16 protein-coding genes are annotated in these 19,303 nt (G+C 58.0%); 6 read left to right on the forward strand and 10 right to left on the reverse strand.

The window, feature by feature from the left end; genetic code table 11:
* Positions 1 to 4: 4 nt before the first annotated feature.
* The 6 genes from aroK to FCN80_RS15890 form a co-directional block, all read right to left on the reverse strand.
* Entirely contained in the window at positions 5 to 526 is a 522-nt protein-coding gene (aroK, locus tag FCN80_RS15865; protein WP_136991147.1) for a shikimate kinase AroK, read from the reverse strand.
* Between the two features lie 336 nt (positions 527 to 862).
* Positions 863 to 2,119, reverse strand: coding sequence for a secretin N-terminal domain-containing protein (locus tag FCN80_RS15870; protein ID WP_136991148.1), 1,257 nt, complete (start codon positions 2,117 to 2,119; stop codon positions 863 to 865).
* A gap of 81 nt (positions 2,120 to 2,200) precedes the next feature.
* The gene (locus FCN80_RS15875) at positions 2,201 to 2,482 is read right to left on the reverse strand and encodes a hypothetical protein (protein WP_136991149.1); all 282 of its coding nucleotides are present in this window, start codon (positions 2,480 to 2,482) and stop codon (positions 2,201 to 2,203) included.
* Positions 2,472 to 3,026: a hypothetical protein gene (locus FCN80_RS15880; RefSeq protein WP_136991150.1), complete on the reverse strand. Its 555-nt coding sequence runs from the start codon at positions 3,024 to 3,026 to the stop codon at positions 2,472 to 2,474. The genes FCN80_RS15875 and FCN80_RS15880 overlap by 11 nt, the downstream gene beginning before the upstream one ends.
* Positions 3,010 to 3,564 (reverse strand): PilN domain-containing protein, encoded by a 555-nt coding sequence (locus FCN80_RS15885; protein WP_136991151.1) that lies wholly within the window; start codon positions 3,562 to 3,564, stop codon positions 3,010 to 3,012. Before FCN80_RS15885 ends, FCN80_RS15880 begins: the two co-directional genes overlap by 17 nt.
* Positions 3,564 to 4,400 carry a type IV pilus biogenesis protein PilM gene (locus FCN80_RS15890; RefSeq protein WP_136991152.1) on the reverse strand — a complete coding sequence of 279 codons (837 nt, stop codon included), beginning with the start codon at positions 4,398 to 4,400 and terminating at the stop codon, positions 3,564 to 3,566. Before FCN80_RS15890 ends, FCN80_RS15885 begins: the two co-directional genes overlap by 1 nt.
* Positions 4,401 to 4,518: 118 nt before the next feature.
* Between FCN80_RS15890 and mrcA the strand changes: the two genes are divergently transcribed.
* A complete protein-coding gene (gene mrcA, locus FCN80_RS15895) occupies positions 4,519 to 7,038 on the forward strand; it encodes a peptidoglycan glycosyltransferase/peptidoglycan DD-transpeptidase MrcA (RefSeq protein ID WP_136991153.1) in 2,520 nt (839 codons plus the stop codon).
* A 62-nt stretch (positions 7,039 to 7,100) separates the two neighbouring features.
* On the opposite strand, the gene nudE is transcribed toward mrcA, so the two are convergent.
* Positions 7,101 to 7,655 (reverse strand): ADP compounds hydrolase NudE, encoded by a 555-nt coding sequence (gene nudE, locus FCN80_RS15900; protein WP_136991154.1) that lies wholly within the window; start codon positions 7,653 to 7,655, stop codon positions 7,101 to 7,103.
* Positions 7,656 to 8,197: 542 nt separating this feature from the next.
* Here nudE and FCN80_RS15905 point away from each other — a divergent pair.
* The 4 genes from FCN80_RS15905 (at position 8,198) to pckA (ending at position 13,776) form a co-directional block, all read left to right on the forward strand.
* A complete protein-coding gene (locus FCN80_RS15905; protein ID WP_136991155.1) occupies positions 8,198 to 10,327 on the forward strand; it encodes an IgaA/UmoB family intracellular growth attenuator in 2,130 nt (709 codons plus the stop codon).
* A gap of 306 nt (positions 10,328 to 10,633) precedes the next feature.
* A complete protein-coding gene (gene hslR, locus FCN80_RS15910; protein WP_136991156.1) occupies positions 10,634 to 11,050 on the forward strand; it encodes a ribosome-associated heat shock protein Hsp15 in 417 nt (138 codons plus the stop codon).
* Between the two features lie 27 nt (positions 11,051 to 11,077).
* Positions 11,078 to 11,956, forward strand: coding sequence for an Hsp33 family molecular chaperone HslO (gene hslO, locus FCN80_RS15915; protein ID WP_136991157.1), 879 nt, complete (start codon positions 11,078 to 11,080; stop codon positions 11,954 to 11,956).
* Between the two features lie 200 nt (positions 11,957 to 12,156).
* Positions 12,157 to 13,776: a phosphoenolpyruvate carboxykinase (ATP) gene (gene pckA, locus FCN80_RS15920; protein ID WP_136991158.1), complete on the forward strand. Its 1,620-nt coding sequence runs from the start codon at positions 12,157 to 12,159 to the stop codon at positions 13,774 to 13,776.
* 85 nt (positions 13,777 to 13,861) lie between these two features.
* On the opposite strand, the gene envZ is transcribed toward pckA, so the two are convergent.
* From envZ to greB, 3 genes are all read right to left on the reverse strand, one after another.
* A complete protein-coding gene (envZ, locus tag FCN80_RS15925) occupies positions 13,862 to 15,184 on the reverse strand; it encodes a two-component system sensor histidine kinase EnvZ (protein WP_230492711.1) in 1,323 nt (440 codons plus the stop codon).
* Positions 15,185 to 15,228: 44 nt separating this feature from the next.
* Positions 15,229 to 15,948, reverse strand: coding sequence for an osmolarity response regulator transcription factor OmpR (gene ompR / locus FCN80_RS15930; protein ID WP_003853014.1), 720 nt, complete (start codon positions 15,946 to 15,948; stop codon positions 15,229 to 15,231).
* A gap of 340 nt (positions 15,949 to 16,288) precedes the next feature.
* Positions 16,289 to 16,771: a transcription elongation factor GreB gene (gene greB, locus FCN80_RS15935; protein ID WP_136991160.1), complete on the reverse strand. Its 483-nt coding sequence runs from the start codon at positions 16,769 to 16,771 to the stop codon at positions 16,289 to 16,291.
* 195 nt (positions 16,772 to 16,966) lie between these two features.
* Between greB and FCN80_RS15940 the strand changes: the two genes are divergently transcribed.
* Entirely contained in the window at positions 16,967 to 19,291 is a 2,325-nt protein-coding gene (locus tag FCN80_RS15940) for a Tex family protein (RefSeq protein WP_136991161.1), read from the forward strand.
* Positions 19,292 to 19,303: the final 12 nt, after the last annotated feature.

Below are 19,303 nucleotides of genomic sequence, written 5' to 3' on the forward strand. Positions count from 1 at the left end.
TGGATCAATTGCTTTCCAGCATATGTATGATTTGGTTGGCGACAACCTTGGCGCTTTGCTCATCGGTGCGGATGGTGACGTCGGCGATTTCTTCGTATAAAGGATTGCGTTCCCGGGCCAGCGCTTCCAGCACCTCGCGCGGCGGGGCTTCAACCTGCAACAGGGGACGTCGCTTGTCACGCTGGGTTCTGGCCAGCTGTTTTTCGATGGTGGTTTCAAGATAAACGACGACGCCGCGGGCGGAGAGGCGGTTACGTGTCTCGCGAGATTTTACTGAACCACCGCCTGTCGCCAGTACGATCCCTTGTTTTTCAGTAAGTTCGTTGATGACTTTTTCTTCGCGATCACGAAAGCCGTCCTCGCCTTCGACATCGAATACCCAGCCTACATCAGCCCCGGTGCGCCGCTCAATCTCTTGATCAGAATCGAAAAACTCCATGTTAAGTTGTTGGGCCAATTGACGGCCAATAGTGCTTTTGCCGGCACCCATAGGCCCAACCAGAAAGATATTGCGTTTCTCTGCCATGTTTTCGGTGTTACTAAGATTATTCGTTAATGACAACCCGCCCCGCCGATCAAATCAGCGGCGGGACCTAAACTGAAACCTCATGAGCGATAGTGTGAGAATCAGACGAAAAATTATCTCAACACTCGGGGTAGTTTGGCAACCGATTAAATCAATGCCCGCACCGCATGGAAGCCTGTCGAAACCGCTGAAGAAACGACGTGCGGCGCAAAAAAAATTGCGATGCGCTTTGGGATACCCTTGTAAGCGAAATCAGGCACAGCGTCAAACTTATCGCGCGAAAAACGCATAATTTGTTTCGGCTGGCCGGCTTCACCGCTTTCCAGACTATCAAGTCTACCCCGTTATCCGGGTGGGTGTAATAAAAATCACTAATTCACGTTGCTTCGCCTGTTCATGCTGCCGCTGAAACAACCGTCCCATCAGGGGAATATCGCCTAATAGCGGGACCTTGTCCCGGGTGCCGAGCTTTTGGCGCTGGAAAATACCGCCAAGTACGATCGTTTCGCCATCGGCAATCGTCACCTGAGTTTTGATCTCCTCCATATTAATGGACACGCCTTCATTGCCGCCCTGTTTGATGATGGCCCCGGGCGCATTCTGGCTAAGGCGCAAATCCAGGGTGACCCTGCCGTTGCGCAGGATTTTCGGCGTGACTTCCATACTCAGCACCGCCTCTTTGAAGCGCACGGCGGTGCTTTTACGCTTGCCGTCCGCCACCGGGTACGGCAATTGGGTGCCCTGCTTGATACTGGCGGTACGCTGATGGGCGGTGTAAAGACGCGGACTGGCCAGAATATCCACTTTGTTTTCCTGCTCCAGGGCGGTCAGCTCCAGCTCCAGCAAGCGGCCGCTCAGGCGCGCCAGCCGGAATCCCGCCCGCGCATAGTGATCCCCCAGCGGCAAGTTCACCGCCAGCGCGGTCGAGCGCTGTTGCGCCTCCAGGGCACTTTGCCACTCCACGCCGATATGCCGCAAATTTTCCCGGCTAATGGTGACGATATGCGCGGTGATCATGACCTGCTCCAACGGCACATCCCATACATTTATCCAGTCCGTCAAGGCGGCCAATGCCGGTTCGGTATCTCGCAGCACCAGCGAATTAGTCCGTTTATCCAGGACCAGGCTGCCGCGGGAGGACATCAGACTTTTGCGCGACGCGCCGATATTTTTGGCGATTTCACCGGCATCGGCATGCTGCAGCGTCACCAAACGATTGCGCAAGGGCAATCCGTTTTCCCGGCGGCGCTCGGCCTCCTCGCGTTTTTTTTGCCCGAGGCTTTGCGGATCGTCCGGGAACACCAGCAGCACATTGCCTTGCCGCTCCAGATGCAACCGGCCGGAACGCACAATCAGATCCACCGCTTCCCGCCATGGCACCGCGTGCAAATGAATGCTGATGTTTCCTTGTATGCCGGGCGCCACCACCAGATTCAGGTTCTGGTGTTCGGCCAGGGCGCGCAGCACCTGCCGAACCGGCGCGTTATCGAACACCAGCGTCACCGGGCGATCCTTGGCCGACGGCCTGGCCTCGGCCCGGGCAACGAGCAAAACGGTCAAGAGAAAAGCCCAAATCAGGGGGCATCCTTTCATGTTTTCTTCCTTTAAGAGACTCAAACGCACAAGGACAATGCTTCATCCTACAGGCGCAATGAATTGTCCGGCGACCGAGCTTCAAGGGGTTTGCGGCGCCGGATCGCCGTCCCCCGCCGCCGGTTCGCCTTCCAGCGGCGGTTCCCGACGGCGCCAGCGCCCGTGGCGATCAGTCGTCCACAGATGCCGGCGCTGCCCATCCGCCACCATCCCCTTCACCGGCGAAGGCGCCGCGGCCGGCGATGGCGTCTCCGTACCGGGACGAAAAGGATCGCGGCGGGCCTCGCCCGTTTTTGCCCAGCCCGAGAGGGCAACCCCCGCCACGAGACATAACAGCGGCGCAACAGCGCCGTTAATTCCCATCCGTCAGCTCCGTTTCCGCCAATTCGAACCGGACGTCCAGTTCGCCATCCCGCGCCGTCGCTTCAAAAGCGCTCACAGGCGGCGCCCCAGGGAAACCGGCCAGATTTTGCAGGATAGATCGCAGACCGGCGTAGTCCGTGGTGATCTCCGCCGTCCAATGCCGGGGACCCATTTCCCCGGCCGGCGCGGCGGCGGACGCTTGCCAGGTTAATTTGCCGTCGCGGCCGGGATCGAGACGGGGGAACAACGCGACGAAATCGCCACGTTGCGCCGCGCAAGCCGCCAGATCACGACGCAACCGCCCAATGCCGCGTTCAAGCTCCGCTGCCGGCGGTAATTCGTTCACGTCTTTTCGCAACCGCGTCAAACTGTCCGTCAGCCGTTTTTGCTGATCCCGCAGGCCGGCCCGTTCCTGCCAACCGGCATTAAGCGGCGGCCCAAAGATCAGCGCAGCCGACGACAACACCATCATGGTCCCGGCGGCCAGCGTGGCCATCGGACGCGTCGTTAATCGCCAGACCCACTGTTCAGCGCGCCGCATCACGCGCCCCCCTCGCCGGCCAATCGGCCTGTAGGCGAAAATGCACTGCGCCGTTTTTTTGGCGGGCCAATTCCTGCCAATGCCAGGGAACGGAGGACAGAATGCCATCCAGCCGGCGTCCCGTCTCATTGATGGCCGCGTAGTTGCGGCCACAACCGCCTATCGCCAGTTTCCCCGCCCTGACCCGCACCGAGGTCAGCCACAGATCCGGCGGTAAACGTTCGCCCAGCCGCTCAAACAACATGCCGAGGCGATGATTGTCGTCGCGCGCCTGCTGACAACGCCGCAGCTTACCCGCCAGCGAACGCCGTTGCTCCAGGCAATGGCGGCGTTGCAACAGCCGTTGCTGCATCTGGAGTTGCGACTGCAGCAGCGCCGCCGTTTGCCGGTGGAGCGCGTGGCGCTCCACACGGCCGCGCCACACCAGCAGGCCGGCCGCGCCGAATGACGACGACAGCTCCGCCGCCAGCACGGCCGCCAGCCATATTCCGCGCCGCCGCCGCCGCTGCTGCCGCCACGGCAGAAAATTGACCTGGTACATCAGTCCTCCTGACGTATCGCCAGACCGCCGGCGATGACAAAAGCCTCCGGCCAGGGCGGCGCCGGGGGATAAACCCGCCAAAGCTTTTCGAAGGGGGGCCAGGGCGCGGCGGCCTCCGGCAGCGGCGCGCGTTCCACGCTGCTGACATAGGCCGGATGGCGAACAGTATGGGCCGTGGACGACAGCGTCCCGGCCATCGACCTTTGCCAGGCGGTGAAATCCGCGGTATCGGCGCGATCGGCAAAACCGAATGCCAACGGGCTGTCCAACGGGGAAACCCAGCACCAGCCATCGCCGATGCGATGCACCAGCGGCCTGTCCCGCTCCAGTCCGGCATGGCCGGCCATGGCGCGCAAGGCGCAGGGCATGATATCCAGGACCTGCGGCTTAAGGCCGGCGTCGCGAAGACAATTTTGCCAGGCATCCACGACGCTTTGCCGGGCCGCGGTGACCAGCAAAGCGCTTGGCACCCGCGGGTCGTCCTGATAGTCGAAAGCCAGCGGGTAGCCATCGTCTGAAAAATGGCGACTGGCCCGCGAGACGACGTACCATCCCCGTTCCGGCTCGCGCAAACGCCGGTCGGGCGCGTCGATTCGCCCCTGGCGGATCAGGAGGTCCGCCAGGCAAACTCGTAACGAAATGCTACCGGGCAACGCCGAGCGCCAATGGGCCAGCATCTCGTCCGCGCCGGGCGGCGGCAAGCCTTGTTCGCCGCCCGGCAGCCTTTTTTGCCACCAGTGGCGCAGGCACCATCCTTGCCGGCGACGCTGCACCGCCAGGGCGCGCAGCGTGCCGTTTCCTATCTCCAAGCCTACCTGCCAGCGGCGGAATGCCATGTTTTGCAACTCCTTATCATCCGTAATCAAAAGTACGTATCCAACATGCAGGCTTACCTTTATACTAGCGCGCGATTGTTTATAAACTGCCCAAACGACTCGAAATGGGAATTCTCAGGTGAAGTTCGTAAAATATTTTTTGATATTTGCAGTGTGTTGCATCTTGTTGGGAGCAGCTTCGATTTTCGGCATGTATAAATACATTGAGCCGCAATTGCCGGATGTCGCCACGCTAAAAGATGTTCGACTGCAAACCCCGATGCAGGTCTATAGCGCCGACGGTCAGCTCATAGCCCAGTTCGGCGAAAAGCGGCGCATCCCGTTGCGTCTCGATCAGATTCCACCCGAGCTGGTACATGCCTTCATCGCCACTGAGGACAGCCGGTTCTACGAGCATCATGGCGTCGATCCGGTGGGTATTATGCGCGCCGCTTTCGTCGCGCTGGTATCGGGCCACGCGACCCAGGGCGCCAGCACCATTACCCAGCAACTGGCCCGGAACTTCTTTCTCAGCCCGGAACGGACGCTGATGCGCAAGATCAAGGAAGCCTTTCTCGCCATCCGCATTGAACAATTGCTGACGAAAGATGAAATCATCGAACTGTATCTGAATAAAATTTACCTCGGATACCGCGCCTATGGCGTCGGGGCCGCCGCGCAAGTGTATTTCGGCAAGGACGTCAATCAACTGACCCTCGGGGAAATGGCGGTTATCGCCGGGCTGCCCAAGGCGCCTTCCACGTTCAACCCGTTGTACTCCCATACCCGCGCGCTGGCGCGGCGCAATTTCGTGCTGTCGCGAATGCTGGATGAAAACTACATTACCCGCGAACAGTACGATCAAGCCCGCAATTCGCCGTTGATAGCCAACTACCACGCGCCGCAAATGGGTTTCACCGCGCCTTATGTGGCCGAAATGGTCCGCCAGGATATGCTCAAGCGTTATGGCGACAGCGCCTATACCGACGGCTACAAGGTCTATACGACCATTACTGAAAAATTGCAGATGGCGGCGCAGGACGCGCTGCGCACCAATATCATCAACTACGACATGCGCCATGGCTACCGCGGTCCGAGCAATGTCTTGTGGAAAATCGGCGAGATGCCCTGGGACAGGCAACGGATTATGGAGAATCTGAAAACGCTGCCGGTTTACGGTCCGCTGTATCCGGCGGTGGTGACCGACGCCGACGCCGGCCAGGCTACCGCGCTGATGGCGGACGGCACCGCCGTTACCCTGCCGATGGCGGGCATGAAGTGGGCGCGGCCGTTTAGAACCGACAGATTGCAAGGTCCGTTCCCGAAGAAGGTCACCGATGTGGTTCAGCCGGGCCAGCAGATATGGGTCCGCAAAGTGGATGATGGCTGGTGGCTGGCCCAGGTCCCCGACGTCAATTCGGCCCTGGTTTCCCTCGATCCCGAAAACGGCGCGATCAAGGCCCTGGTGGGCGGTTTTGATTTCAACCAGAGCAAATTCAACCGGGCGACCCAGGCTTTGCGCCAGGTGGGGTCCAATATCAAACCCTTCCTGTATGCCGCCGCCCTGGACAAGGGTCTGACCTTGGCGACCATTTTGAACGACGCGCCGATCACCCGCTGGGATCCGGGCGCCGGCACCGATTGGCGGCCGAAAAACTCGCCGCCGACTTATGACGGACCCATCCGGTTGCGCCAAGGGCTGGGGCAGTCGAAAAACGTGGTGATGGTGCGCGCCATGCGGGCCATGGGCCTGGACTATGCCGCGGAATATTTGCAGCGTTTCGGCTTCCCGCCGGAAAACATCATCCATAGTGAATCGCTGGCGCTGGGCGCCGCATCGTTCACTCCGCTGCAAATCGTCCGGGGCTATGCGGTTTTCGCCAACGGCGGCTACCTGATTGATCCTTATTTGATCACTAAAATCGACGACGCCTCGGGTAAAACGGTGTTCGAAGCCAAGCCCAAAGTGGTCTGTGACAGTTGTAACCTGCCGGTGATTTACGGGGACACGGCGAAATCGGCGGTTTTATCCGACGACAATATGGAAAATGTCGCGGTATCACATCAGCCCGACAATAACGCCACCGTCCCCATGCCGCGGCTGGAAACCGTGTCTCCCGCCCAGGTGGCCGCCAGCGGCGAACAATCCTACGCGCCGCATGTTATCAGTACGCCGCTGGCGTTCCTGATCCACGACGCCCTCAACAGCAATATCTTTGGCGAGCCAGGCTGGCAGGGTACCGGCTGGCGCGCGGCGCGCGACCTCAAACGCCATGATATCGGCGGCAAAACCGGCACCACCAATAGCTCAAAGGACGCCTGGTTCTCCGGCTACGGCCCTGACATCGTCGCCACCGTGTGGATCGGATTTGACGACCATCGCCGTGATCTGGGCCGTGGGGAGGGCGGCGCGCAAAGCGCTCAGCCGGCCTGGGATGATTTTATGAAAATCGCCCTGGCCGGGATTCCGGAACAGACGGTCACGCCGCCGCCGGGTATCGTCACCGTAACCATCGACAAAACCAGCGGTAAGCTTTCCGACGGCGGCGGCAACAGCCGGCAGGAATATTTTATCGATGGCACGCAACCCAAGGAAAAAGCGGTGCATGAAGTGGGAACAACCTTGATGGACAACGGCCAGGAACACGAATTGTTCTAGCCGTTACCCAACGCCGGCGCGGTCATAAGCGGATGCCTTGCGCACCGCCGCGCCGGCCGTCGTCAGGTATTGCGCATTAACCAATCCCGGGCCAGAAACAGCGCGCTGACGTTGCGGGCTTCCTGGAAATCCGGCTGGTCAAGCAAATTCATCATGGCCGTGATGGGCCAGCGGACCTGCGGCAAAGGCTCTGGCTCGTCACCCTGGCGCTGTTGCGGGTACAGTTCCCGCGCCACCAGAATATTCATTCTGCTGGAAAAATAAGAAGGCGCCATCGTCAGTTTGGCCAGCACGTCCATGCGGCCGGCGCCGAAACCGACCTCTTCCATCAGTTCCCGGTTAGCCGCCTCGATCACGTTCTCCCCGGGATCCATAAGGCCCTTGGGGAATCCCAGCTCGTAATCCTCAATGCCCACCGCGTATTCACGGATCAAAATAATCCGATCATCAAGAACCGGGACAATCATGACGGCCTCCCGTTCCGACGGCCGCATACGTTCATAGATTCGTCGGGCGCCGTTACTGAATTCGAGGTCTACGGATTCCACATTGAACAACCGCGACCGCGCGACAGTTTCGACTTTGTGTATTTTGGGTTTTTGCAGGCGTTTATCCATAGTTATCCCGATACTGGCAACAGGCCGACGCCACAGCATAACCCGCCATCGCGCCAAACAACAGATGTAAGGGGTGCCGCATTAGCGCGGACGGACAGGACACGGCGCCTAAAGTGAGTGAATGACCGCTAACGATAAGGCAACGTGAAGTATGGCGAGTCTATATATTGACGCTGATAACGTTAGCCGATATTTAGACTTGATCACATTGTGCATTAATGAGAACCTTCCCCGCAACCGCCGCCGACAGCGACGCTTAATGTGTTCTATTGGTGAAATTTTGCGCCAACCCCTTGTTCCCACTGAACATGGGAAAAGATTATTTGCCGACAAAATAGGAAAATACCGATATGTCCGCATGATAGGGATTGTTAACCTGTGTAAGGTATTAACGATCGACACGGCTTTCGCGCCGGCGCCTTCCATCGCGAAATCCGCTAACGGATAACCCTCCGCTTTGACCGGAATACGCGCAACAACACCGGTTTATGACGGGTAAGCGGAGTCAGCCGTAAATTTTTTCGCGCATCGATGGGGATAGCATGAGCACAATAGCATTTATATTGGCCGTACTGCTTGCCTGTGCGATCGCTTTCTTTGTCTATCGGTTCTACCGCGAGCGGCATCCCGCCTCGCTCCCGCGATTACCCCTTCTCAAGCCGGTTCCGCGCAAGCTCAGCGCGGAGGAACGCGGCGCCGTGGAGCATTATCTCTCGCTTAATCAATATGTTCAGCGCGGACTGCCCTTGTCGCCGGCCGCGTCGGCGCCGGACGGCACCCTGGCGCTAACCCCGCAAAGCGAGAACATTTACGAGGTGAATCACGCCATCACCCGTTACGGCTTGATGACCGATGCGCCGCATAAATGGCGCTATTATCTCGATAGCACGGAAATTCATTTACCGCCGCAGTGGGAACAGTACATCGCCGAAGAAAACCGTGTGGAATTGATCAAAACCACTGGAATTCCGCTGGTTATCGCGCTTAATGGACATTCGCTGGTGGATTATGTCTTTACCGCCCCGCAAGTGTCGCCGCCGCAAACCATGACCAACTCCTCCATGCGCGAGCAGGAAAACGAGCAGGTCGAGTTGTTGAACATCCGCAAAGAGACGCCGCAAGAGCACGCGCTCAACCGCCCCGCCGGGCAGCGCGAAGCCGCCATGATCAGCGTGGCGCTACTGCTATTGTTTGTGAGCTTGCTGGCGCCGGTAATGGCGGTGCCCTGGCTGGTGGCCGTCGCCTGCCTGCTCATTCTGGGCGGTTTCTGGCTGCTGTTCCGCCCGCCGATGGAGCGCTCTCGGCTGGATATTCATTGCCTGCGCGGTACGCCGAAACGCTGGGCGCTATTTGGCGAAAGCAACCAGAACCGGCTCAATACCATTTCGATGGGCATTATCGATCTGAATTACCCGCCGCATTGGATGCCTTTCATCGATCGGGATCTGGGCAAAAAAACCGACGTGGACATCTATGTCAATCGCCAGGTGGTGCGCCAGGGCCGTTTTCTGTCTCTGCATAACGAAATGGTCAATTTCCCGGTCCAGCGCTGGGGTAAAAATGTGATCTTGTTTTGCAGTTCAACTTTGCTGCTGCTGCTATTGCTGGCCTATGTTCCTCTCAGTCTGCCGCTCACCCTAAGTATGGCCTGGCTTAAGGGCGCGCAGGATATTCGGGCAACCGAAGTCAATACGCTGGAAACGGCGCAATTGCGCATCGGCGATACGCTACGGGCGCAGGGCACCGGTATGTGTTATATCGATACGACGCCGGCGCCCAACGCCAAAGAGCCATTTTTGCCCTTCGATTGCTCCAGGATTTACTGGAACACCGCCACGCCGCTGCCCCCGCCGGAATCAGATACCGTGGACAAGGCGGTGGCCTTGCTGGATACCGTCAATGCCCAATTGCATCCCGAACTGGATTCCGATCCGAAAATTAATCCGGTGCTGGCCAACGCCATCCAGAAATCGGGCATGATCCTTTTAGACGACTTCGCCGATATTGTCTTAAAGACCCAAAGTCTTTGCCAGGACGACATCGCCTGCGGTCGGTTGAAGGCCGCGCTGGTCAATCTGGCCAATGCCAGAGATTGGGCGGCGGTGGTCAAGCGCGCCCGCAGCGGCTCGTTGCGCGGCGTAAACGTGCTGCTGCGTCCCGTGAGCGCCGAAACGCTGGAACATCTGGTCAACAGCGCCACCGCGTCGTTCTTTACCAGCGAAACCCGGCTGGCCACCAGCGCGCTCAACAGCCCACCGCCGGGAGGGGTGCTCATCAGCAGCGATGAGGGCAAAATGCTAGTGGATCATCCACTGCCAATGAGTTCGCTGTACGACTATACCGGTCTGGCGCAATGGCGCGAATTGCAGCGTTTATCGGCGATGCTGCTCAACACGCCCTTCCACGCCCAGGGCGTCATCACCAATATCAGCATCGACGCCAACGGTACCCGCCATATCGCCTTGCACAGCGAGCCCGACGTCATCACCGTATGGCGTTATATGGGTACCAGCCTGCTGCTGGTATTGGTCATTATCAGCGCGCTTATCAACGGCGGACTGATCATAAAACGCGTGCTGAAAAGCCGTCATCGCGGCCAGGATATTCAGCGCTATTACGAAAGCTGCTTTAACCCCGACTTGCCGAACGTCTCGCTGAACCGACCGCAATAACGCCTCCAGCGCTGTTTTGCGACAGGTTATGCTACTCTGGTAAGGCGAACCCGTCCCGGGTGCCGGGTATTCCCTCCTTTTACCAATGCCGCGGGCGCCCCCTGGCGGCGAGCCGCCGTTGCCGTGTCGATACGGTCTTCGGCCGGCCACGCTGACGATGGCCGACAATGACTGGCAGTGAAAAGAAGGCATGTCGGACGAATCATTGTCTTGATTTATCATTTTATACCCATACATAGGAATATTCCCCGGCGCAAGACGCCCGCGGCGGCGGACGCTCGACGGGTAATGCTTTGCGGAGGCGCGATGAAAACCCAGGATAAGCAAAGCCGCGACGACGCGGTCCGGCTCGATAAATGGCTGTGGGCGGCCCGGTTTTATAAAACCCGCGCCCTGGCGCGCGACATGGTGGAAGGCGGCAAGGTTCACTATAACGGGCAAAGAACAAAACCGGGCAAAATCATGGAGAGCGGCGCGGTGATAACCCTGCGCCAGGGGAATGACGAACGCACGGTTATCGTGCTGGCGCTGACATCGCAGCGCCGGTCGGCCGATGAAGCCCGGCTTGTCTATCGTGAAACGCAAGAGAGCGTGGCGAAGCGGGAAAAATTGTCCGCCGCCCGCAAACTTAACGCCCAATATCTACAGCATCCGGATCGGCGCCCGGATAAGAAAGAGCGCCGCGACCTGATTAAATTCAAATACCGTGAACCGGAAGAGTGACTGATCACCGCCGGCAAGAGGAATATTATGGCCATCCAAGACCAGCTACACCGTTATCTGTTTGAAAACCATGCCGTTCGGGGTGAACTGGTTTCGCTGCAAGATACCTACCGGCATGTTCTGGGGCAACATGACTATCCGCCTTGCGTACAGAACTTGCTGGGGGAAATGCTGGTCGCCACCAGCCTGCTCACCGCCACGCTGAAATTCAAAGGCGAGATCACCGTGCAATTGCAAGGGGACGGGCCGCTGCGCCTTGCGGTCATCAATGGCGACGATGAGCAGCATATGCGCGGCCTGGCGCGGATAAACGGGCCCATCGCCGACGACAGCAGCCTAAGCGGGATGGTGGGCAACGGTTATCTGGTCATCACGCTCATGCCTAAGGGCGGCGAACGTTATCAAGGCGTGGTCGGACTGGAAGGCGAGCAGTTATCCCACTGTCTGGAAAATTATTTCCTTCAGTCCGAACAACTGCCTACCAGGCTGTTTATCCGCACGGGCAACCGTGACGGCCAGCCCGCCGCCGCCGGGATGTTGCTTCAGGCCATGCCGGGCCAGGATACCCGACCGGAGGATCTCGATCATTTGGCGCAGTTGACCGATACCGTTAAGGCGCAAGAGTTATTCGACTTGCCGGCCGAAGACGTTTTATACCGGCTTTACCATCAGGAAGACGTGACGCTCTATCCGGCCCAATCGGTGAACTTCCGTTGCACCTGTTCGCGGGAACGCTGTGCTGAAGCCTTGCTGACATTGCCGGAAAACGAACTGCTCGACATGCTGGAGCAGGACGGAAAAATCGATATGCACTGCGACTTTTGTGGTAGTCTTTACCCGTTCGATGCCGAGGATATTGAAAAAATCAGACAGGGAAAAGGCAGTGCGGACATGCACTTGCATTAACTGAACGGATTTCGACTGTGCAGAAATTCGGGCAATACACTTGCCGATGATAGCCAAAGCTGACGCAAATTATATGCGTCAGCACACAAAACAGTGTAAAGACTCTCGACTCGAGCTAATTCGCGATTCACGTCTCAGTGATCCCCTGTTATATCCTTACAATTGCAGCAGGCATTAATCGAAAGCTAAGGAGTCGTAAGATGGCAAGTTATGGTATAAGCGCGCATGACCTTGTCGGTTATGGCATTACCGACTGCAAAGAGTTGGTTTACAATCCGGGCTTCGAACAGCTGTTCCAGGAAGAGACTGCGCCCTCCCTGGATGGATTCGAACGCGGCACCGTAACCCAATCCGGCGCGGTGGCAGTGGATACCGGCATCTTCACCGGACGTTCGCCCAAAGACAAATATATCGTGCGTGACGATGTTACCCGCGATACGGTCTGGTGGTCGGATCAAGGCAAGGGCAATAACGATAATCACCCTCTCGACCAGGAAACCTGGAATCATCTGAAACGGTTGGTCGCCGCACAGCTCTCCGGCAAGCGCCTTTTCGTCGTCGATTCATTTTGCGGCGCCAACGAAAATACCCGTTTGAAAGTGCGTTTCATCACCGAAGTCGCCTGGCAGGCGCATTTCGTCAAAAACATGTTCATTCGTCCCACTGAAGAGGAACTGGTGGGTTTCAAACCGGATTTCGTGGTCATGAACGGCGCGAAAACCACTAACCCTGACTGGCAGAAACAAGGTCTGCATTCCGAGAACTTTGTGGCGTTCAACCTGACTGAGCGTATGCAATTGATAGGCGGCAGTTGGTACGGCGGCGAAATGAAAAAGGGCATGTTCTCCATGATGAACTACCTGTTGCCGCTGCAAGGCATTGCGTCGATGCACTGTTCCGCCAATGTGGGCGCCAATGAGGACGTGGCGATTTTCTTCGGTTTATCGGGCACCGGCAAGACCACCCTCTCCACCGATCCGAACCGGCGCTTGATCGGCGACGACGAGCATGGCTGGGATGACGACGGGGTCTTTAATTTCGAGGGCGGATGCTATGCCAAAACCATCCATCTTTCCCCGGAAGCCGAGCCGGAAATTTTTGCCGCCATCCGCCGCGATGCCCTGCTGGAAAACGTGGTGGTCAAGGCGGACGGCAGCGTAGATTACGATGACGGCAGCAAAACCGAGAATACCCGGGTGTCTTATCCCATCTATCACATTGATAATATCGTCAAACCCGTCTCGAAAGCCGGTCACGCCGCCAAGGTCATATTTTTGACCGCCGACGCGTTCGGGGTATTGCCGCCGGTATCCCGCCTGACGGTCGAACAGGCGCAATACCATTTCCTGTCAGGGTTCACCGCCAAGTTGGCTGGGACGGAACGGGGCATCACCACACCCACGCCGACTTTTTCCGCTTGCTTCGGCGCGGCGTTCCTTTCGTTGCACCCGACACAATACGCCGAGGTACTGGCTAAACGGATGAGCGCCGTCGGCGCCAAGGCCTATTTGGTGAACACCGGCTGGAACGGTACCGGTAAACGCATTTCCATTAAAGCCACCCGGGCCATTATCAACGCAATCCTTAACGGAGAGATCGACGAAGCCGAAACCATCACGCTGCCGATTTTCAATCTGGCCTTACCCATGGCGCTTAAGGGCGTCGAGGGCAATATCCTCGATCCGCGCGAAACCTACGCCGATCCGCAACAATGGCAGGAAAAGGCCGCCGACCTGGCCAGCCGGTTTATCAAAAACTTCGATAAGTACACCGATACCCCGGCAGGGGAGGCGCTGGTCAAAGCCGGCCCCATTCTCTGACACCCCTTGGAAACGTCGCCGACGGCGGCGTTTCCAGCTTCAACTTTTCCTGATATGCCCGACGGCCGTCATCAACGACGGCCGCTTATGCGTTTTTGCCAGCGCCTTTGCCGTTAGCCATATGTTCCGCAGCGCCGACCTGCAATGGCAGATAGGCGCGGATACGCAATCCCCCCCGCTCGCTGCTACCGATTTCCAGCGTACCGGCATGGGCGTCGACGATACGCTGCACAATGGCCAAACCCAGACCGGTACCGCTGGTGCTGCGGGCGCTGTCGCCCCGGACAAACGGCTGGAACAGGTACTTGAGTTGCGAAGGCTCGATACCCGGACCGTCATCCTCCACCTCGAACCAGACCCGCAAAGCTTCTTTGCCGCTGTTAACCTTGATCCAGCCGTTGCCATAACGGGCGGCGTTCACCACCATGTTGACCACCGCCCGCTTGATGGACAGCGGATTGACGTTCACCGTCAGCTCACGATCATACAATCCGGTTTCGATAACGCGCTCATAGCCGCTCTCAGCCGCCACCACCTCCATCAAAATGGCATTGAGATCGGCCAGTTCGGTCTGCATCTCCTGACCGGTGCGCAGATAATCGATGAATTGCTCGATAATGGCGTTGCACTCCTCAATGTCTTTATTGATGGATTCCGCCAGATAACCGTCTTCGGCGCTCATCATTTCGGTGGCCAGGCGAATACGCGTCAACGGCGTTCGCAGATCATGGCTGACGCCGGCCATCAGCAATGTCCGATCGTCGGCCAGCATCTTTACGCCGGAAGTCATTTGATTGAACGCCCGGGTTACCGATCGCACCTCGGAGGCGCCATACTCGCGCAGCGGCGGCGGGATCAATCCCTTGCCGACTTGCAGGGCGGCATGCTCCAGATCCACCAGCGGCCGGTTCTGCATGCGGATAAATAGCCAGGCGCCGCCGATGGCCAGCAGCATAATGGCCAGCGTATAGCGAAAGAGCGGCGAGAAATCCCCTTGATGGATTTCAGTTAATGGAATGCGTACCCAGATTTCCGGCGACAGCCAGGTTTTCAGCCAAACCACCGGCGAATTTTTGGTCACCTCAACTCGCACGTCGGTCGGGCCGCCGAGCTGCTGCGCCATCTGCTGACTCAAAAATTCGTAATGCTGCGCCCAGCGCAAACCGCTCTCTTCGGCCGCCGCCTTGGTGTATAGCGAGATGCCCAATTCGCGGTAGATTTCACGCCGGAAAGCCGGCGGGACTTCCAGCAGCGTGCCGTCTTCCAATTGCAAACGATCGGTCATCAGCATTCTGACCTCATAGGCCAGAACTTTATTGAATTGCTGCAAACTGGGCAGGATGGCGAAATTCAACACCACCAGGTAGGTCGTCACCAGGCTGACAAACAGCAAAGTAACGATTAACAACAGACTGCGTGCAAATGAACTGCGCGGTGAAAAGCGCCATCGCCTCATGCTTTACTGCCGTCCGGCACAAAGACGTATCCCAGGCCCCATACTGTCTGGATATAACGGGGATGGGCGGGATCCTCCTCCACCATCCTGCGCAGGCGGGAGATCTGCACATCAATGGAGCGCTCCATGGCGCTGTATTCGCGGCCGCGGGCCAGGTTCATCAGTTTGTCGCGGGACAGGGGCTCGCGGGGATGACTGACCAGCGCCTTGAGTACGGCGAATTCCCCACTGGTCAGCGGCATCGGTTCGTCCTCGCGGAACATTTCGCGGGTACCCAGATTCAATTTGAATTTACCGAAAGCGATAATGGCTTCTTCCTGGGAGGGCGCGCCCGGCAATTCGTTGGCCTGGCGCCGCAAAACGGCGCGAATGCGCGCCAACAGCTCGCGGGGATTAAACGGCTTGGGGATATAATCGTCGGCGCCGATTTCCAACCCGACGATCCGGTCCACTTCCTCTCCTTTGGCCGTGACCATGATGATCGGCATCGGGTTGCTTTGGCTGCGCAAACGGCGGCAAATCGACAAACCGTCTTCCCCCGGCAACATCAGATCCAGCACCATCAGATGGAAAGACTCGCGGGTCAGCAAGCGATCCATTTGTTCGGCATTAGCGACGCTACGCACCTGGAAACCCTGTTCTGTCAAATATCGCTCTAGCAATGCCCGCAAACGCATATCGTCGTCCACGACCAGGATTTTGTAATTCTCTTGCATTTCTCTTTTCTCCCAAAGGCGATATGCCCGTAAGCGTATTGTTCAGAAACCCGCAAGGCACGGACAGTGGTTTCAGGTGTATATTCTAAGCAAAATTGTTACAAAGCATATGGAAATACGTAGTTATCCACACTTTAGGCCGGCAAAACGCCTTATACGCCATGACCGGCTGGTGCCGGAAGGTTTTTATCCACAATTTACGCTCGAAAGGCGCGGTCCGTGGACAATACGGCTCCCGATGCGCCTGATTAAGTTTACCGTCATTTAACAGACAAATCCTTTTCGCCGCTCACACCTGTGCCACCGTAGGCTAATGGTCAGTACCGTTCAAACAATCGCACTATAGCGCTTCGGATTGATAGGCGATTTTGTTGATATACCAGGTCTTCGGTCCGCCTGGCGCATTCACCACCGCCTCATCATCCACCGCTTTTTTAATCAGCGCCCGCGCCATGGGAGAATCAATGGAAATGTAGGATTTATGCTTAAAGATCTCGTCCGGCCCGACGATGCGAAAATTGAGTTTTTCTCCCTGGTCGTTTTCGACCTCCACCCAGGCGCCGAAAAAGACCCGGCCCTCCTGTTGGGGCGAATAATCCACCACCCGCGCTTCTTTCAGCACTTTACGCAAATAGCGTACCCGGCGATCGATTTCCCGCAGAATCTTTTTGTTATAGTGGTAATCGGCGTTCTCGCTACGATCGCCCAGGCTGGCGGCCCAGGCCACTTTTTCGGTGATTTCCGGACGGTAACGCTTCCAGAGGTGATCCAGTTCGGCTTGGAGCTCCTCATAGCCCTGACGGGTAACAAGATTTGTTTTCATCGTGTCGTATCATGCGCGCGGTAAACTCTCGGTCGGGGAAAATATACCATAGTCGCCGGCCGAGGGATCCTTCGGGACGTTCGATAGCAAGCAATGTTATCGGCGCATTTATGCGTGCGGCTGGCATTTTGCCGGCGCAATCCGTATAACTGTCCTCTGCGAAAGTTCCTTATAACGTAATGACGATTGAACAGTATGTTAAACGAATCCTTAAATCGCCTTATCGCCACGGAGTTGCAAGCCCGCCCCGAGCAAATCGACGCCGCAATCCGCTTGTTGGATGAAGGGAATACCGTCCCCTTCATCGCCCGGTACCGCAAAGAAGTCACCGGCGGATTGGACGATACCCAACTGCGTCAATTGGAGACCCGCCTCGGCTATCTGCGGGAACTGGAAGACCGGCGACAGACAATTCTGAAATCCATCGAGGACCAGGGCAAACTGACCGAACCGCTGGCCGCCGCCATCAATGCCACGTTGAGCAAAACCGAGCTGGAGGATCTTTATCTTCCTTATAAACTCAAGCGGCGTACCCGCGGCCAGATCGCCATTGAAGCCGGACTCGAACCGTTGGCCGAGGCATTGTGGCAAAACCCGGACAGGCAACCGGAAACGGCGGCGATGGAGTATATCGATGCCCAAAAAGGCGTGGCCGATGTCAAAGCCGCGTTGGACGGCGCCCGTTATATTCTGATGGAGCGGTTTGCCGAAGATGCCGCCCTGCTGGCTAAAATCCGCCAATATTTATGGAAAAACGCCTATCTTGTCTCGCGGGTCATCGACGGCAAAGACGAGGAAGGCGCGAAATTCCGTGATTACTTCGCGCATCGGGAACCGTTGTCGCAGGTGCCCTCACATCGGGCGCTGGCCATGTTTCGCGGCCGTAATGAAGGGATATTGACGCTTTCCCTCGACGCCGACCCGCATAGCGATGAGCCGCCGCGCGAAAGCTATTGCGAGCAAATGATAGCCGAGCACCTGCGGGTCCGGTTTAATCAGGCGCCGGCCGACGCCTGGCGTAAAGCGGTGGTGAACTGGACCTGGCGCATCAAAATTTCGCTGCATATGGAAACCGAGCTGCTGGGCGCCATTCGGGAAAAAGCCGAGGAAGAAGCCATTTTGGTGTTCGCCCGCAACCTGCATGATTTAATGATGGCCGCGCCGGCAGGCCTGCGGCCCACCATGGGCCTGGATCCGGGATTGCGGACCGGGGTCAAGGTAGCGGTGGTGGATGCCACCGGCAAACTGGTCGCCACCGACACCATTTATCCCCACACCGGTCAGACCGCCAAAGCCGCCGCTTCGGTAGCGGCGCTGTGCCAAAAGCACCATGTGGAACTGGTGGCCATCGGCAATGGTACCGCCTCGCGGGAAACGGAACGGTTTTTTGCCCAGGTCAAGGAGCATTACCCCGCCGTGACCGCGCAAAAAGTGATCGTCAGCGAGGCGGGCGCCTCGGTCTATTCGGCTTCCGAGCTGGCGGCGCAGGAATTCCCTGAACTGGATGTTTCGCTGCGCGGTGCGGTGTCCATCGCCCGCCGGTTGCAAGACCCCCTGGCGGAGCTGGTTAAAATCGATCCCAAGTCCATCGGCGTTGGCCAATACCAGCACGATGTCAGCCAGAGCCTGTTGGCGAAAAAACTCGATACGGTGGTGGAGGATTGCGTAAACGCCGTCGGCGTAGATTTGAATACCGCATCGGTGCCTTTGCTGGCCAGAGTGGCCGGGCTGACCCGGCCAATGGCGCAAAACATCGTTAACTGGCGCGATGAAAACGGCCGTTTTCGCCATCGCGGCCAGTTGCTGAAAATCGGTCGGCTGGGGCCGAAGGCTTTCGAGCAATGCGCCGGTTTTCTGCGCATCAATCATGGCGATAATCCCCTGGACGCGTCCACCGTGCACCCGGAAAGCTATCCGGTGGTGGAACGCATTCTTGAAGCCTCGCGCCTCTCCCTGGATGTCCTAATGGGCAACGCCGTCGCGGTGCGCGCGCTGGATCCGGCGCGGTTTATCGATGATCGGGTCGGATTGCCCACCGTCACGGATATCCTCAAAGAACTGGAAAAGCCGGGTCGCGATCCTCGCCCGGAATTCAAAACGGCCACGTTCGCCGAGGGCGTGGAAACGTTACAGGACCTGACTCAGGGCATGGTGCTGGAAGGCACGGTCACCAATGTGACCAATTTCGGCGCCTTCGTGGATATCGGCGTGCATCAGGACGGTCTGGTGCATATCTCATCGCTGGCCGCGCATTATGTGGATGACCCGCATAAGGTGGTGAAAGCCGGCGATATCGTCAAGGTCAAGGTGATGGATGTGGACTTGCCCCGTAAACGTATCGCGTTATCCATGCGCCTCGACGAGCAACCGGGGGAAACCGCCCCCCGGCGGGACAACGGCGATAAGCGGCGCGACGGCCCCACCAGGCCGGCGGGAAAACACCGCCAGGGCAACGGCGCCCCCGCCGGCAATAGCGCCTTGGGCGATGCCCTGGCCGCCGCGTTCGGCAAAAAACGGTAACCGGGTTACGGC

This window comes from Martelella alba, from assembly GCF_005217455.1.
Lineage (GTDB): Bacteria > Pseudomonadota > Gammaproteobacteria > Enterobacterales > Enterobacteriaceae > Acerihabitans.

Bases quoted from the DNA above. Each gene is read 5' to 3' on its own strand.
- aroK (WP_136991147.1), bottom strand. From the start codon at position 526: ATGGCAGAGAAACGCAATATCTTTCTGGTTGGGCCTATGGGTGCCGGC.
- FCN80_RS15870 (WP_136991148.1), bottom strand. From the start codon at position 2,119: ATGAAAGGATGCCCCCTGATTTGGGCTTTTCTCTTGACCGTTTTGCTC.
- FCN80_RS15875 (WP_136991149.1), bottom strand. From the start codon at position 2,482: ATGGGAATTAACGGCGCTGTTGCGCCGCTGTTATGTCTCGTGGCGGGG.
- FCN80_RS15885 (WP_136991151.1), bottom strand. From the start codon at position 3,564: ATGTACCAGGTCAATTTTCTGCCGTGGCGGCAGCAGCGGCGGCGGCGG.
- FCN80_RS15890 (WP_136991152.1), bottom strand. From the start codon at position 4,400: ATGGCATTCCGCCGCTGGCAGGTAGGCTTGGAGATAGGAAACGGCACG.
- nudE (WP_136991154.1), bottom strand. From the start codon at position 7,655: ATGGATAAACGCCTGCAAAAACCCAAAATACACAAAGTCGAAACTGTC.
- FCN80_RS15905 (WP_136991155.1), top strand. From the start codon at position 8,198: ATGAGCACAATAGCATTTATATTGGCCGTACTGCTTGCCTGTGCGATC.
- hslR (WP_136991156.1), top strand. From the start codon at position 10,634: ATGAAAACCCAGGATAAGCAAAGCCGCGACGACGCGGTCCGGCTCGAT.
- hslO (WP_136991157.1), top strand. From the start codon at position 11,078: ATGGCCATCCAAGACCAGCTACACCGTTATCTGTTTGAAAACCATGCC.
- pckA (WP_136991158.1), top strand. From the start codon at position 12,157: ATGGCAAGTTATGGTATAAGCGCGCATGACCTTGTCGGTTATGGCATT.
- ompR (WP_003853014.1), bottom strand. From the start codon at position 15,948: ATGCAAGAGAATTACAAAATCCTGGTCGTGGACGACGATATGCGTTTG.
- greB (WP_136991160.1), bottom strand. From the start codon at position 16,771: ATGAAAACAAATCTTGTTACCCGTCAGGGCTATGAGGAGCTCCAAGCC.
- FCN80_RS15940 (WP_136991161.1), top strand. From the start codon at position 16,967: ATGTTAAACGAATCCTTAAATCGCCTTATCGCCACGGAGTTGCAAGCC.